Raw genomic sequence first — 13,508 nt, 5'->3', positions numbered from 1 at the left:
TTCTATTTAAAGGGGTATTATGAAAAAAGTTGTTAGTTTGGTTGCGTCTTTGCTTGTTAGCTCGGCGTTTTCAGAGAGTGCTTTTGTAGGGTTTGAGGGCGATTATTCGTTTAAATCAAATTTAAAAATAGATAGCGATAAAGTCGGCAAGGCTCAAACTGGGCTTAACTTAATGGCTGGTTATGACTTTGGCTTGGTTAGGACTTATGGGGCTTATGGCTATGATTTTAAGACTAAAAAAAGCTACGCAGACGGCGAAGGCAATAAAGTAAGGCTTAAATGGACTAAGCACAGTTTTATTCTTGGTGGCGACTACACGCCAAATGTGAGTGAGAATTTTAAGCTTTTAGCTGGTGTTTATGCTGGTATTTCAAGACTAAAAGCTGATATTAAAAGCAGTGAAGATAGTGGCAAGGTAAATTTTAACGGCGTTGTCGCTGGTGCTAAATTTGGTGGAATTTACGAACTTGATGAAAATAATGCCATTGATTTTGGCTACAAAGCTGACTACACAAAATATAGCAAAAAATATGATACAAATTTAAAAGAGACAAATCACGGATTTTTTGCTGGATATACGTATAAATTTTAAAATTTGGTGCGACTATCGCACCAAAAACGCTTCATCAACAGCCTGACAAATCGTATGTATGCAAAAGATATGCATCTCCTGAATGCGTGGTGTATCGTTTGTGGGCATTACTAAATTTAACTCACACATCTCACTCATCGCTCCGCCACCTTTGCCTGAAAGCCCTAGTGTTTTTATGCCTAGTTTTTTAGCCACTTCTATGGCGTTTAGGACATTTTTACTATTGCCACTAGTTGAGATAGCTACTAGTAGGTCGCCACTTCTTGCAAGGGCTTGTGTCTGGCGAGAAAAAACCAAATCGTATCCGTAGTCGTTGCCAATAGCTGTAAGTGCCGATGTATCGGTGGTAAGGGCGATAGCAGGCAAACCCAGTCGTTCGGTTTTATATCTGCCGGTTAGCTCGGCTGCAAAGTGCTGGGCGTCAGCTGCTGAGCCACCATTACCACAGATTAAAATTTTGCCCCCATTTTTTAGGGTATCTACTACCATCTCACACGCCTTTTGAAGGTCGCCCCTAATTTCGCCCATTTTTTGGGCTGTTTGTATGTGAGCGTTTAGCTCGTTAGCTATTAAATTTTGCATTTTCTATCCTATTTATTACGTTTGTTGTGCTTTTGCCCTCTACAAACTCAACGAGCCTAACGTCAGGCACGATCTCGCTGCCGACCACGTGTTTGCCCTCGTAGTCAGCGCCTTTTACGAGTATGTCAGGGCGAAGTTTTGTGATTAAATCAAGAGGTGTGTCCTCATCAAAAATCACGACATAATCAACAAAGCCAAGTGAGCTAAGCATTATGGCTCTGTCAGTTTGCGAATTTATCGGTCTGGTCTCGCCTTTTAGCCGTTTAACCGAGGCGTCTGAGTTTAAGCCAACGACTAAAATATCGCCAAAATCACGTGCTTTTGAGAGGTATCTGACGTGTCCGACGTGCAAAATATCAAAGCAGCCGTTTGTAAAAACTAGCTTTTTCTCGCCCCTACGAGATAAAATTTCAAGCGTCTGCTCGGCTGTTTTTATCTTATGCTCAAAATCAGCGTTTGCACGGCTTCTTAAAAGCTCCTCAATTTCGCTAAACGTGGCAGTTGCCGAGCCGATTTTTGCCACGACCACGGCGGCAGCTAGGTTTGCCGTTTTTATGGCGTCTTTTATGTCAGCTTTCGTGGCTAACATAAAGCCAAGCGTGGCTAAAACGGTATCGCCAGCACCCGTGACGTCAAAGACCTCTTTGCCCTCGGCTGGGAAAATTTCTAGCTCGTTTTCAAAAAGCGCAATGCCCTCTTCTGAGAGCGTAATTAGCGAAAATTCCAGCTCTATCTCGTTTTTTAGCCACTTTATGGCGTTTAAAAGATTTTCTTTGTTGTCAATTTTTATGCCGGTTGCTTCGCTTGCCTCTTTTTTATTTGGCGTTAGAAGCGTTGCACCCTTGTATTTTGAGTAGTCGCTTCCCTTTGGGTCAATTAAAACCGCTATATTTAGGGCTTTACACGCTTTTATTATGCTTTGGCAGACGTCCTTTGTAAGCACGCCTTTGCCGTAATCGCTTAGCAAAACCACGCTAAAACCGCTTAAATTTTTAATGACATTTTGTGCAAACTCACTCTCACATTTTATCTTGCCAGTGCTTTCTTTATCAATTCTGACAACTTGCTGATGAGTAGCCATTACACGGCTTTTTAGTGAGCTTTCTCTGCCGTTTTCGTTTAAAATAAGCGAGGTGTTTGCACCTAAATTTTCTAAATTTTGGCGTATCTTTTTGCCAGTATCATCATCGCCTAAAACACTAGCCACGCTCACGTTTGCACCGAGCGAGATTAGGTTGCAAACCACGTTACCAGCGCCACCAAGCCTGTGGGTTTCGTTTTTAATCTTAACGACTTGCACTGGGGCTTCTGGCGAAATTCTATCGCAACTGCCCCAAACATAATGATCAAGCATCAGATCGCCAACGACTAAAATTTTCACGTTTTTATCCATTTAATTCTTCTTTAAAAATTCTTTTTATCTCTGGTGCATAATCTCTTATGCCCTCTTCTAAGCTCCACCTGCTCTCATAGCCAAGTGCCGATTTTGTCGGTGCTATGTCGGCTTCTGTGTGAAACTGATATGAGCCAACAAATGGGTTTTTGATATACTCGCTGCCGTAGTTTGTGCCAAGCTCACGCTGTAAAATGTCAGCGATCTCTTGAAAGCTTCTTGCCGTGCCAGTGCCTACGTTATAGACGCCACTTTTTGCGTTTATGGCTAGAAAATTTGCGTTAATTATATCTTTTATATAGACAAAATCGCGCTTTATTTGATCGCTGTTTTCAAAAAGGCGTGGGGCTTTGCCACTTAAAATTTGAAGTCCAAATTGAAGCACCATTGAGGCGGTTTTGTTTTTGAAAAACTCGCCCTTGCCATAGACATTAAAATATCTAAGTCCTACCACGTCAGAGCCGTTATTTGCGTATTTTGCGGCGATTTTATCCATTGCCAATTTTGAAAATCCATAGACGTTGTTCGGGTTTTCACACTCGCCCACTTTTTGCGGACTTTTTGCGTTGCCGTAGGTCGCTCCTGAGCTTGCGTAGATCATTTTTGCACCAAGATTTTTTGAAATTTCAAGCAAATCAACAAAGGCATTTACGTTTGTTCTGATGACTTCATCTTGTTCTTTTACGGTCGTATCTGATATCGCTGCTTCGTGAAAAATCACGTCAGGAGCGAAGTTTTCTATCTTTTTAAGGGTGCGTTTTTCGTTTATGTCGCCCTCAAAAATTTCGCCACTAAAACCTAGCAGATTTTTAAAATGCCCAAAGCTTTTTAGGTTGCCATTGCTAAATGTTTCATCGTTTCTAAATTTATCAACGACTAAGACCTCGCATTTTTTGAAATTTTCATCAAAATAGTGCGCAAGTGCCGAGCCAACAAAACCAGCACCGCCAGTGATAACTATGCGTTTTTTCATAAAATTTTACCTCTCTTTAACCAATCTAAAACATCAATGACGTTTTTGAAATTTTGCCCGTCAAGCAAGAAGCTAAGCCCGATTTTAGCGTTGTTTGCAGCGTCAATGTCGCTTTGCTTGTCGCCTATCATAATTGAGTTTTTTAAATCCACGTTTAGCTCTTTTTGTGCGTTTAAAATCATACCAGCACGTGGCTTTCTGCACTCACAATCCTCCTCTGGTGCGTGTGGGCAAAAATAGACTTTTGAAATTTTTACGCCGTTTTTGCTAAATTCGCTTAGCATAAACTCGTTTAATTCTAAAAACTGCTCTAACGTGTAGTAGCCTCGCCCAATGCCAGATTGATTTGTAACGACAATGATAGTGTAGCCAAGTTCGCTAAATTCACGCAAGGCTGTAAAAATGCCCTCGCGAAATTTAAAATCGCTAATCTTATAAACGTAGCCAAAATCCTCGTTTATCACGCCATCTCTATCTAAAAATAGTGCTTTGATTTGTTTCATAAAAAAATTATATAAAAATTATGTGAAAAAGAAAATAAAAGTGAGAATTCTAGGGCAAAAGCCCTAGAATTTTAGTGGATTTTACCAGTTTCTATGCGTTCTTTGTAGATTTTGCGAAGTTTTCTGATGTCGTTTTTAACCTCAAATACTCCGTGCCAGTGAGCATAGTCAGGGGCATTCATCAACGCACCTTGTCTCATACGGCGACCTTCGTGGTGCCATAAGTGGTAGTAAATCTCTTGGAATTCGTCAGACCACTCATCTTCAAGAAGTAAATTCTTAGCCTTTAAGTCATCAAGCATTTTTTTAGCTTCATCAAAATATACATTGTAAAGCTCAACGTGTTTATCAGCCATTACAAAGAAATTATCCGTGCTTGTCGTGCTGTGGCAGACTTTACAAACTAGCTTCATCTCAGCACGTGCCTTTTCAGGGTCGCCGCTTGGGTGTCCAGCTAGTGGTGTGCCGACATTTAGTTTGCCAGTTTTTTTGTAGTCCTCAACAGCCTTATCAACGCCGCCAGTTCTTAGGTTAGAGCGTGGCGACCAAAGGTTGTATTTTAGGCGTCTTGAAACGTTGTGAGTTGATACCGCTTCGCCAACACCGCTCATATGGCAAGCCGAGCAAGTCGGAGCTCTAAAATCAGGCACATCCCAAGTGTTTGGAGCACTGTCGTAATTCCAAGTGTGACCTTCTGAATTAAATACGTGTCCGTGTTTTGAGTTGTTAAAAATCTCAATATCTGGGTGATCTGGCCCTAAGTGGCAAGATGCACAAGCTGCTGGTTTTCTAGCCTCTGCTATGCTAAATTTGTGCATAGTGTGGCAAGATTTACAACCGCCAACTCCGCCGTCAGGATAGACCGTGCCTACGCCGTATGTCGGCCAAGTTTCAGGGGTCGGCTTTTTATCAGCGTCAAGCTTGATGATAGTGCCGTGACACATAGCACAGCCAGTGGTATCAGGCGTCATTTTGTATTCTGGATGATCAGCACCTTCGTAGTGATACATTAGCTTAACCATACCCGGCTTTGCATACATTTGCATAGCACCTCTTGCGTGACCGCTCTCTTCAAACTCTTTAACTTCGTTTTGGTGGCATTTAGCACAGGTTTTTGGGCTTACTAGCATTGAAACGTAGTTGTTTGAGTCCTTTGGATGCACCTTGGCTGATGCCATAGGATTATCAGCATTTACCGAGTGGCAGTCCATACAGCTTACACCTGCGTGTGCGTGACGAGATTGTTTCCAGTCAGCCACAACGCCCGGTGTTTTCTCGGCGTGACACTCGACACAGCTTTTTGAGAGTGGGTCAAGCTTGTGATTTACCTTGATATTTTTAACAAGGTTTAGCTTTACAGATTCGTTTGTATCGGCATTTGCAAAGACAAACGACATCAGACAGGCTAAAAGTATAGCAACTTGTTTAAACATTTTTTACTCCTTTGAAGTTGTTTTTTCTATTTTTAATTTTTCTGCTTTATCAATGTGAAAACCTAAATTTTTATGCCCGACATTTTCGTGGCAATCAACACAGGTTTTGTTGTTTTTATTACCTAAAATAAAATACTCTCGGTGAGGCAAAAAGGACTTACCAGCTTGGATGACATCCTTTAAATTTGAGTGACAGGTCAGACAGCCACTATCATAGACAAAGTGTGAGCGGTGCTCACGCTTTTTTTGCCAGTCAATCTTATCTGTATCGGTAAAAAAGGTCTTATATCCATCATTTATGGAGACTTTGATTTTTGTTAAAACATATGTGTAAGCACTCGTGTGGTCAAGGTGACAGGCTGAGCATTCGGCTTTTATGCCTAGCTTGTTTTTACCGCCGTGCGTGTCTTCGTGGTAGGCAGCGTTCATAGCGTCCATCGTGTGGCACATCGTGCAAGTATATCCGCTACCAGTGGCGTGAAGCACATCAGCTACGCCCATAGAGGCGATAAGTCCGATGATGACGCCAACTATGACAGATGACCATACAAAAATTTTCTTTTTCGTGTTTGGCAATTAGCACCTCCGTAAATTTTATATTAAACTTAGATTTAGAATATAAAATAGATTTTTTAATTGTGAATTATAGTAAAATTTAAATTAAACGAAGTTGATTTATATCAATGAAATTTATATGATATTTACTTTCAATTTTCATATATGCCTTGTAAATTTATTTCGTCTTTTGCGATGATTGTGTTGCTTGGGCTTAGTTCAATTAAATTTGATGTTTTAAATTTATTAAGAATTCTTGAAAATGTTTCTGGTGTGATATTTAGGATTGAGGCGATTTTTGTGTGTTTTAGCTCGTTAAAGAGATCTTCGTTTTCTACTATAAATTTAGCAACCCTTGCTTCTGAGCTTAAAACAAGCTCTTGGTGCAAAATTTCGCTCGTGATTTTTAGCTTTTGTGAGAGTGATTTTATGATTTGCATTGAGATTTTTGGATTTGTTAAAAACTCATCGCAAAATTTAGCATAATCAATCTTTAAAACCTCGCCAGATATGCTAAAAATCGCCGTTGCAGGGTAGGGGATATTTTCAAAATTTGCAAGTTCGGCGATGAAATTTAGTGGCACAAGCTGGTGCAAGAAAATCTCTTTGCCCTTTGCTGAGCTTTTATAGAGCCTAACCGAGCCAGAGAGTAAGAAAAGAAGCCACTTTGGCTCATCGCCCTCCATAAATAAAAACTCGCCTTTTTTGTATTTTTTTACGATACTTATCTCGTTTAACCGCTCCAACTCTTTTTTATCTAAATTTTTAAACATTGCTAAATTTTCTACCATTTTTTATCCTTTTTGGCTTATGATAGCAAAAAATTTTTAAACAAAGCTAACTAGCTCTAACCTATCCGAGCGGACGTTTTTTCGCCCAAATTTCGCCTCATCTTTGCCATTTAGCTCAACCAAATCGCCAGTAAATCCGCACGTGTCGTTTTTAACCAAAAAGCTACCGACGCCATAAGTATCAACAGGGCAGTTTTTTGCTTCAAAAAGTGCGATTTTTTGGGGCGTAAAGCCAGAGCTAACGACTATTTTAACCCAGCTAAAACCGCTATCATCAAGTGCTTTTCTTAGGGCAAAAATAAGCTCCGGGCAGACACCTTTTGGGTCAAATCCGCTCGTGTCCTTGTCGTTAAAAAATTTATCAATTAAATTAGCCGATGTATCAACCCTAACCGCTGCTAAATCGCTGCCAAACGCCCTTGCCACACGCAAAGCGTCCGTGATTACGTCGTTGTTATAATCAACTAATGCTGTGATTTTTTCATCTTTGAAGGTTTTTTTATAAATTTCACACGCCTTAACGACGTCGCCACCACACATTTGAATTAGGGCGTGAGGCATTGTCCCAGAGCCACGTCCGCCCCACCACGCTCCAAGTGCGTCCGTTGCGACTTTTTTTATGCCAGCGACATAGCAAGCGTAGCCATCGGCAATTTGTGTTAAAATTTCATCTTGTCTGTCAGCCATACAAAAAAGCTCCTTGCCATTTGCGGCTAAAACGGCGTTATGAGCGTTTGTTGCCACGCTTGAACGCCTTGCTAAAACGGCATCAATCACATTTTCTAAAAAGCCAAAATTTTCATACGCCCCACGCACTTTTAAAACCGGCTCGTAAGCACTCACGATATCGCCGTCATTTAGGGCGAAAATTTCTAGCGATTGCGGATTAATAGCAAATGTGTGAAGCAGTGCCACCGTCTCATCAACCCCGCACACCATTACGCCGTCTTTTCGGCAAAACCACTGCATTGTTACGCTTTGATTTGCTAAATTTTGCTTGATGATTTTTTGCACTTTTAAAAAATATGTAGCGGTAAAAAAGCCGTTTTTTAGGCGTTCATCAAAGCAAAATGTTTTGTTTGTTAGCCGTTTTATGATGCCTTTTTCTTTTAAATTTATCTCCATTTTGTGCCTTTAAAATTTTGCTAAATTTAGCAAAAAAAATATAAAATCTCAAAATGAAACGTGAAATTTTTGGACTTATTTTAACGCTTTTGGGCGGAATTTTATGGGGATTTAGCGGTGCTTGTGGCCAGTATCTTTTTACACAAAAAAATGTAAATGCCGACTTTTTAGTGCCGTATAGATTGCTTGTTTCTGGGGCTTTATTAGTCGCTTTTTATCTGATTAAAAGCCCTAAAAGAGCGGTTTTACCCATAAAAGATATTAGGCTTTTGCCAGAGCTTTTAATTTACTCAATAATCGGTCTAATGATGACACAATATACATATTTTTATGCGATTTACCTATCAAATGCAGGGATTGCGACCGTGATTCAATACACCGCACCAGCGATTATTTTGATAATCGTTTGCTTTAATGAGCGTAGATTTGCTAGGCTAAATGAGCTAATTTCGCTTATTTTAGCCACTCTTGGCGTTGTGATTTTAGCCACGCACGGCGATTTTGGTAAATTTGTAGTTAGCAAAGAGGCACTCATTTTTGCGTTTTTAAGTGCGATTGGGGCTTGTTTTTACAATTTAGTGCCAAAAAGGCTTAATAAAAAATATCCGGTCGCATTGGTTTTAGGTTGGGCAATGCTCTTTGGTGGCGTTGTTTTGGGGCTTTATTTGCGTGTGTGGCAGTTTGGATTTTTAAGCGATTTTAGTGGATTTTTAGCGTTTTTTTCTGTGATATTTTTTGGGACGATTTTGTCGTTTAGTTTTTATATGGTTGGGGTTAAAATTTTAGGTGCGGCTAGGGCTAGTTTGGTGGCTTGTATTGAGCCAGTTAGTGCCACGATTTTTGCGCATTTTTGGCTAAAAACGCAGTTTTTGTTTTTAGATTTTGTTGGATTTGTGCTGATAATTTGTTGTGTGTTTTTAAGCTCAAAGGGGCAAAAAATAGCCAAAAAGGGCTAAATTTTTCGCTCCCAGTCAAGTGCTGTTTTAACAATCAGTCTTAAATCATCAAATTTTGGCTGCCAGTCGGTTTTCTCTCTTAGTTTATTTGAATTTGCTATTAAAATCGCTGGGTCGCCATCGCGTCTTGGGGCGTCTAAAACCTTGAAATTTACGCCACTTACAGCCTTTGTGATCTCAATTACTTCAAGCACCGAAAAACCCCGCCCATAACCTACATTAAAGGTTTCGCTCTCGTTTTTGTTTATGTAGTTTAGTGCCGAAATATGGGCATTTGCAAGGTCGCAAACGTGTATGTAGTCACGCACACAAGTGCCGTCTTTTGTGGCATAATCCCTGCCAAAAACGCTCATTTGCTCCCTTTTTTTAAGTACGGTCTGGACTGCTACTTTTATTAAATGCGTGGCGTTTGGGTAGTTTTGACCGATTGTGTTATCAATGCTAGCCCCAGCAACGTTAAAATAACGCAAAATGGCGTATCTAAAATTAGAATTAGAAGCGGCAAAATCCTTGATGATTTGCTCACTCATCAGCTTTGAATGTCCGTAAGGATTTATCGGATTTGTAGGGCTTTTTTCGCTTACTTCATCAGTATCTGGCTCTCCATAAACGGCAGCCGTGGAGCTAAAAATGAAGCGATTTACGCCATATTTTTGGCAGTAGGTTAGAATTTTTGCCACATTTGCGGTGTTGTTTAGATAGTATTTTAGTGGATTTTGAGTGCTTTCAAAGACCTCAATAAAGGCTGCAAAGTGGATAATCGCATCAAATTTGCCGTTTTTAAAAATTTCATTCAAATCATCCTCTAAACTAAGATTAAAAAACGAAAAATCTGCAATTTTTTTAAGCTCATTTATGGCGTTTAAACTGCCTTTGCTTAGGTTATCAATAACGCTAATTTTATGCTCTTTAAGCTCTAAAAGTGCCTTTAAAACGTGCGAACCGATATACCCAGCCCCACCAGTGATTAAAATATTCATTGATTAATCCTTGTAATTTTTTTGCAATTTTAACAAAAAAATAATGAAATAAGCAAAATTTGCTATAATCAAGCAAAAATTTAAAGGCAAAAAATGTTTATCCAGCTGTTTGGTAAAGAGAATTTGCCATAACATTTTCTGTTTTTATGCTTATTAGCGATAATATTTTAAACTAGCATGGAGACTAAAATATGCGAATAGACAAAAGCGAAATACAAAAAAATATTGTAGAAAATTTAGTAGATAAAAACTTATTAAAAAACATCAATCAGCTTATGGATGACGGCATAAAAGAGTTAAAAATAAATGCCGATAATAATAAAATAAGTTCAACCGATGCCGAAAGATTGGTAAAATTTATACAAGAGAGCGATAAATTTAGATCATCTATAGATGAAGCGATTAATAAAGAGCAGGCTGGCGATTCAAAAGGTGGCGGTGGATTTTGGTTTGGCGTGATTTTAGTTAGCGGATTGGCTTATGGCGGCTATGAGATGTTTTTGGAGCGTTATAGTATAGAAGAAGAATATTCCTTTATCTCAAAATGCGTAGGCGAACAAGGGCGTTATTATAAAAAAGAATATTGCATACAGCAACTGAAAAACTGTCTAAAAGAGAATAAGGAAATTAATCAATGCTCGTATTAAAGGCTCGTTCGGAGCTTTTTTCTATATTATCACATAGCCCATCGCCTAAAATTTGTCGCTCGAAGCTATCATCTAGGAGAGGTTTGTAAAAATTTAGTTTTTTATAATCATCATTATCTAGTAAGAATTGATATATTTCCCTTAATTTATTCAGACTTTTTTCGGAGCCTAAATTACCATTTATTGCTCTTTGCATTTGTCTTTCGTAGGATTTTGCCCGTTTTTCTAACTCCTTTTCGTCGTCGTTATTTTCTTTATGTCCTACGAATAAGATAAGAAATTGAATTAAACTACACCCTGTTTTATACACTCCACTATATATATCTGTGGCTAATTTCTTGCACTCACGTTCATATTTTTTTGTCGCCATTTGTCGCCTGACTCTTTTATATAATTTCGTTACAAAAACCAATTATACCAAATCTACTGAAAGGAGGTGATAATAATGGCAAAGTCAAGCGTTAGACCACCAAATGGTCCAAGCACTACTGGTAATCCAAGTGGCGGTGGCAGAGGCAATAATCCGCCTAAAAAATAATACATCCTCTCCTTTTTGTAAAAAGAAAAGGAGAGGGTAAATTTAAGGGCATAGATATGAAAATAGCTTTATATTTTGACTGTCAAAACGTAAGTCATACTTTTTTCTCAGATGTTGTTAGGTATTGCCAAAATGAACGCTATGAGATTGTTATTAAAAAAGCGTATAAAGATTTTACTAAGCGTTGCGGTTGGGATGAAATTTTACAAGCAAGTGATATAGAAGCTATCCAAATTTTTAATCACAAGCCAAATTCTAGCGATGTTTCGCTTTGTTTGGATGTGCTTGAGGATACTATGAGATTTAACCAAATAGATATTGTTGGTATTATTTCAAGTGATTGCGATTTCGCTTCGCTTATTATAAAGCTTAAAAAAATGAATAAAGTAGTTTTAGGGTTTGGCGAACAAAAGACTAAGCAATCAATAAAAGATGCATATTCAAATTTTATTTTATTATCTCGTCAGGATAGTCAAATATCTGATTTTTCAGATATTATTCAAGCGGTAAAAGAGAATATGGGTAGCGATGGTTATGCTTGTAACGCCAAAATCATAAAAAGCTTAAAAAGCAAAGGAGGCAAGATAAGTCCCATAGAATACGGCTACTCATCTTGGAGAAATCTTTATCAAAGCAATACTGAAATTTTCAAATTAAACCCACTAATAAAGAGTGATATTGCGGTAGCTTTGGCATAGTTTTAGCAAGTTTGGGTATAATCGCTACTAAAAATTTAAAGGCAAAAAATGTTTATAGATAGCGCGAGTTTTAGGGTTAGTTCAGGGCACGGCGGCGCTGGGGCAGTTAGCTTTCGCCGTGAAAAACACGTGATTTTAGGCGGTCCAGACGGTGGAGATGGTGGGGATGGCGGAGATGTCTATTTTATCGTAGATAACAACTCTCACACGCTAGCCGCCTACAAAGGCAAACGCTCTTTGAGCGCAAAAAACGGCGAAGCAGGACAAGGCTCACGGATGAATGGCAAAAAGGGCGAGAGCTTGGAGCTTATCGTCCCGCCCGGCACTGCTGTGTATGACGCCGATACTAACGAGCTTTTGTGCGACCTAACAGAGCAGGGGCAAAGGGTGCTGTTTTTAAAAGGTGGCAAGGGCGGACTTGGCAATATCCACTTTAAAAACTCGGTAAATCAAGCGCCAGAATACGCTCAAAAGGGCTTGCCAGAAGAGGTTAAAAACGTCCGTTTGGAGCTAAAACTAATCGCTGACGTGGGGCTTGTGGGCTTTCCAAATGTCGGCAAGTCAACGCTAATCTCGGTCGTTTCAAACGCAAAGCCACAGATTGCAAACTACGAATTTACCACGCTCACGCCAAAGTTAGGGCAAGTTGCGGTTGATGAGTATAATGGCTTTGTTATGGCTGATATTCCGGGTATTATTGAGGGCGCAAGCGACGGCAGAGGGCTTGGGATTAAGTTTTTAAAGCACATTGAGCGGACAAAAATTTTGCTTTATATGATTGATTTGGCAAATTATCGCGACTTAAAAGAGCAGTTTGACACGCTTAGAAGCGAGGTTTTGAAATTTTCGCCAGAGCTTTTTGGGCGAGATTATGCTGTGGCGCTCACTAGGATTGACGCTTGTGATGATGTGGCAAAGATTGCCGATTTTATCGCTCATCTTGGCTTAAACGGCGATATTGGATACAAACAAGATATTTATGAGTTTGACGCTTCAAAGCCATATTTTGTCCTGCCTATCTCATCGTTAAGCGGCGAGAATATAAACGAGCTGAAATTTAGTCTGCTTGAACTTTTAAAGAGAAAGTGAAAATGAGAAAAATTTTAGTTGTCGGTGCTAGTGGCGTTGTGGGTCGTGAGATAGTTAGCGAGTTTTTAGATGATAAAGAGTGCGATGAGGTTGTAACTTGGGTGCGAAAAGCAAGTGGGGCAAAGCATCAAAAATTAAGAGAGAAAGTTATAAATTTTGATGAAATTTTATCGCTTGAAAATGAGCGTTTTGACGCCGTTTTTTGCGCGTTAGGCACGACGATAAAACAGGCAAAAAGCGCGGAGAATTTCAAAAAAGTTGATGTGATTTATCCAGTAAATTTAGCTATTTGGGCAAAATGCTCGGGCTGTGAAAATTTCACGCTTATTTCAGCACCAGGAGCAAATATAAACTCAAAATTTTTATACCTAAAATCAAAGGGCGAAGCCGAAAAAGGCGTAAAAGAGCAGGGCTTTAAAAGCCTAAGCATAATCCATCCACCGCTAATAAATGGAGAGCGAAAGGATAAAAGATACGGCGAAAAATTTATGATTTTGCTCTTTGAAATTTTACCAAAAGGCTGGTTTAAAAATATCGCCCCAATGAGCGGTAAAGATATCGCAAAAGCGACTATAAAAGTAGCAAAAATAGCAGAAAATGGCGTAAAAATTTACCGCCCGCAAGAGATTTAATACCCTCTTAATAAAAGAGGG

At 39.3% G+C, this 13,508-nt stretch carries 16 protein-coding genes; 6 read left to right on the top strand and 10 right to left on the bottom strand.

Going from position 1 to position 13,508, the window contains the following annotated elements:
- Positions 1–19 precede the first annotated feature (19 nt).
- Complete coding sequence (locus NYG85_RS06010) at positions 20–592, top strand: outer membrane beta-barrel protein (RefSeq protein WP_284937588.1); 573 nt, start codon at positions 20–22, stop codon at positions 590–592.
- Between the two features lie 12 nt (positions 593–604).
- On the opposite strand, the gene gmhA is transcribed toward NYG85_RS06010, so the two are convergent.
- The 8 genes from gmhA to NYG85_RS05970 all read right to left on the bottom strand — a co-directional run bounded on the left by gmhA (position 605) and on the right by NYG85_RS05970 (position 7,947).
- Positions 605–1,174 (bottom strand): D-sedoheptulose 7-phosphate isomerase, encoded by a 570-nt coding sequence (gmhA, locus tag NYG85_RS06005; protein WP_284937587.1) that lies wholly within the window; start codon positions 1,172–1,174, stop codon positions 605–607.
- Entirely contained in the window at positions 1,155–2,567 is a 1,413-nt protein-coding gene (gene rfaE1, locus NYG85_RS06000; RefSeq protein WP_284937586.1) for a D-glycero-beta-D-manno-heptose-7-phosphate kinase, read from the bottom strand. Before rfaE1 ends, gmhA begins: the two co-directional genes overlap by 20 nt.
- Entirely contained in the window at positions 2,560–3,540 is a 981-nt protein-coding gene (rfaD, locus tag NYG85_RS05995; RefSeq protein ID WP_284937585.1) for an ADP-glyceromanno-heptose 6-epimerase, read from the bottom strand. The genes rfaE1 and rfaD overlap by 8 nt, the downstream gene beginning before the upstream one ends.
- Positions 3,537–4,043 (bottom strand): D-glycero-beta-D-manno-heptose 1,7-bisphosphate 7-phosphatase, encoded by a 507-nt coding sequence (gene gmhB / locus NYG85_RS05990; RefSeq protein WP_284937584.1) that lies wholly within the window; start codon positions 4,041–4,043, stop codon positions 3,537–3,539. Before gmhB ends, rfaD begins: the two co-directional genes overlap by 4 nt.
- Before the next feature lie 71 nt (positions 4,044–4,114).
- Complete coding sequence (locus tag NYG85_RS05985) at positions 4,115–5,476, bottom strand: multiheme c-type cytochrome (protein ID WP_284937583.1); 1,362 nt, start codon at positions 5,474–5,476, stop codon at positions 4,115–4,117.
- 3 nt (positions 5,477–5,479) lie between these two features.
- Positions 5,480–6,052 carry a cytochrome c3 family protein gene (locus tag NYG85_RS05980; RefSeq protein WP_284937582.1) on the bottom strand — a complete coding sequence of 191 codons (573 nt, stop codon included), beginning with the start codon at positions 6,050–6,052 and terminating at the stop codon, positions 5,480–5,482.
- A 131-nt stretch (positions 6,053–6,183) separates the two neighbouring features.
- Positions 6,184–6,822, bottom strand: a complete 639-nt coding sequence (locus NYG85_RS05975) for a Crp/Fnr family transcriptional regulator (protein WP_284937581.1) — start codon at positions 6,820–6,822, stop codon at positions 6,184–6,186.
- A 36-nt stretch (positions 6,823–6,858) separates the two neighbouring features.
- Positions 6,859–7,947, bottom strand: coding sequence for a nicotinate phosphoribosyltransferase (locus NYG85_RS05970; protein ID WP_284937580.1), 1,089 nt, complete (start codon positions 7,945–7,947; stop codon positions 6,859–6,861).
- A 53-nt stretch (positions 7,948–8,000) separates the two neighbouring features.
- Here NYG85_RS05970 and NYG85_RS05965 point away from each other — a divergent pair, with 53 nt between their 5' ends.
- On the top strand, positions 8,001–8,903 hold the full coding sequence (locus NYG85_RS05965; RefSeq protein WP_284937579.1) for a DMT family transporter: 903 nt from the start codon (positions 8,001–8,003) through the stop codon (positions 8,901–8,903).
- Here NYG85_RS05965 and galE read toward each other — a convergent pair.
- Entirely contained in the window at positions 8,900–9,883 is a 984-nt protein-coding gene (galE, locus tag NYG85_RS05960; RefSeq protein ID WP_284937578.1) for a UDP-glucose 4-epimerase GalE, read from the bottom strand. The genes NYG85_RS05965 and galE overlap by 4 nt on opposite strands.
- 191 nt (positions 9,884–10,074) lie before the next feature.
- Here galE and NYG85_RS05955 point away from each other — a divergent pair, with 191 nt between their 5' ends.
- Positions 10,075–10,530, top strand: a complete 456-nt coding sequence (locus NYG85_RS05955; RefSeq protein ID WP_284937577.1) for a hypothetical protein — start codon at positions 10,075–10,077, stop codon at positions 10,528–10,530.
- Here NYG85_RS05955 and NYG85_RS05950 read toward each other — a convergent pair.
- Positions 10,511–10,900 carry a hypothetical protein gene (locus tag NYG85_RS05950; protein WP_284937576.1) on the bottom strand — a complete coding sequence of 130 codons (390 nt, stop codon included), beginning with the start codon at positions 10,898–10,900 and terminating at the stop codon, positions 10,511–10,513. The two genes, NYG85_RS05955 and NYG85_RS05950, sit on opposite strands and share 20 nt — an antisense overlap.
- Before the next feature lie 224 nt (positions 10,901–11,124).
- Between NYG85_RS05950 and NYG85_RS05945 the strand changes: the two genes are divergently transcribed.
- The 3 genes from NYG85_RS05945 to NYG85_RS05935 are packed head-to-tail and all read left to right on the top strand — an operon-like array spanning position 11,125 to position 13,487.
- Entirely contained in the window at positions 11,125–11,766 is a 642-nt protein-coding gene (locus tag NYG85_RS05945; RefSeq protein WP_284937575.1) for an NYN domain-containing protein, read from the top strand.
- A gap of 48 nt (positions 11,767–11,814) precedes the next feature.
- Positions 11,815–12,855, top strand: a complete 1,041-nt coding sequence (obgE, locus tag NYG85_RS05940) for a GTPase ObgE (protein ID WP_284937574.1) — start codon at positions 11,815–11,817, stop codon at positions 12,853–12,855.
- A gap of 2 nt (positions 12,856–12,857) precedes the next feature.
- Positions 12,858–13,487, top strand: coding sequence for an NAD-dependent epimerase/dehydratase family protein (locus NYG85_RS05935; RefSeq protein WP_284937573.1), 630 nt, complete (start codon positions 12,858–12,860; stop codon positions 13,485–13,487).
- The last annotated feature ends 21 nt before the right edge of the window (positions 13,488–13,508 follow it).

The organism is Campylobacter gastrosuis (assembly GCF_030249845.1).
In the GTDB taxonomy this organism is placed as follows: domain Bacteria; phylum Campylobacterota; class Campylobacteria; order Campylobacterales; family Campylobacteraceae; genus Campylobacter_A; species Campylobacter_A gastrosuis.
This window is presented reverse-complemented; position numbering and strand designations above follow the sequence as displayed.

What these genes read in the sequence shown, in the direction of transcription:
- NYG85_RS05935 (WP_284937573.1), top strand. Translation starts at nt 12,858, where the DNA reads ATGAGAAAAATTTTAGTTGTCGGTGCTAGTGGCGTTGTGGGTCGTGAG.
- NYG85_RS05965 (WP_284937579.1), top strand. Translation starts at nt 8,001, where the DNA reads ATGAAACGTGAAATTTTTGGACTTATTTTAACGCTTTTGGGCGGAATT.
- rfaD (WP_284937585.1), bottom strand. Translation starts at nt 3,540, where the DNA reads ATGAAAAAACGCATAGTTATCACTGGCGGTGCTGGTTTTGTTGGCTCG.
- NYG85_RS06010 (WP_284937588.1), top strand. Translation starts at nt 20, where the DNA reads ATGAAAAAAGTTGTTAGTTTGGTTGCGTCTTTGCTTGTTAGCTCGGCG.
- NYG85_RS05945 (WP_284937575.1), top strand. Translation starts at nt 11,125, where the DNA reads ATGAAAATAGCTTTATATTTTGACTGTCAAAACGTAAGTCATACTTTT.
- obgE (WP_284937574.1), top strand. Translation starts at nt 11,815, where the DNA reads ATGTTTATAGATAGCGCGAGTTTTAGGGTTAGTTCAGGGCACGGCGGC.
- galE (WP_284937578.1), bottom strand. Translation starts at nt 9,883, where the DNA reads ATGAATATTTTAATCACTGGTGGGGCTGGGTATATCGGTTCGCACGTT.
- NYG85_RS05985 (WP_284937583.1), bottom strand. Translation starts at nt 5,476, where the DNA reads ATGTTTAAACAAGTTGCTATACTTTTAGCCTGTCTGATGTCGTTTGTC.
- NYG85_RS05975 (WP_284937581.1), bottom strand. Translation starts at nt 6,822, where the DNA reads ATGGTAGAAAATTTAGCAATGTTTAAAAATTTAGATAAAAAAGAGTTG.
- NYG85_RS05950 (WP_284937576.1), bottom strand. Translation starts at nt 10,900, where the DNA reads ATGGCGACAAAAAAATATGAACGTGAGTGCAAGAAATTAGCCACAGAT.
- NYG85_RS05955 (WP_284937577.1), top strand. Translation starts at nt 10,075, where the DNA reads ATGCGAATAGACAAAAGCGAAATACAAAAAAATATTGTAGAAAATTTA.
- gmhB (WP_284937584.1), bottom strand. Translation starts at nt 4,043, where the DNA reads ATGAAACAAATCAAAGCACTATTTTTAGATAGAGATGGCGTGATAAAC.
- rfaE1 (WP_284937586.1), bottom strand. Translation starts at nt 2,567, where the DNA reads ATGGATAAAAACGTGAAAATTTTAGTCGTTGGCGATCTGATGCTTGAT.
- NYG85_RS05970 (WP_284937580.1), bottom strand. Translation starts at nt 7,947, where the DNA reads ATGGAGATAAATTTAAAAGAAAAAGGCATCATAAAACGGCTAACAAAC.
- gmhA (WP_284937587.1), bottom strand. Translation starts at nt 1,174, where the DNA reads ATGCAAAATTTAATAGCTAACGAGCTAAACGCTCACATACAAACAGCC.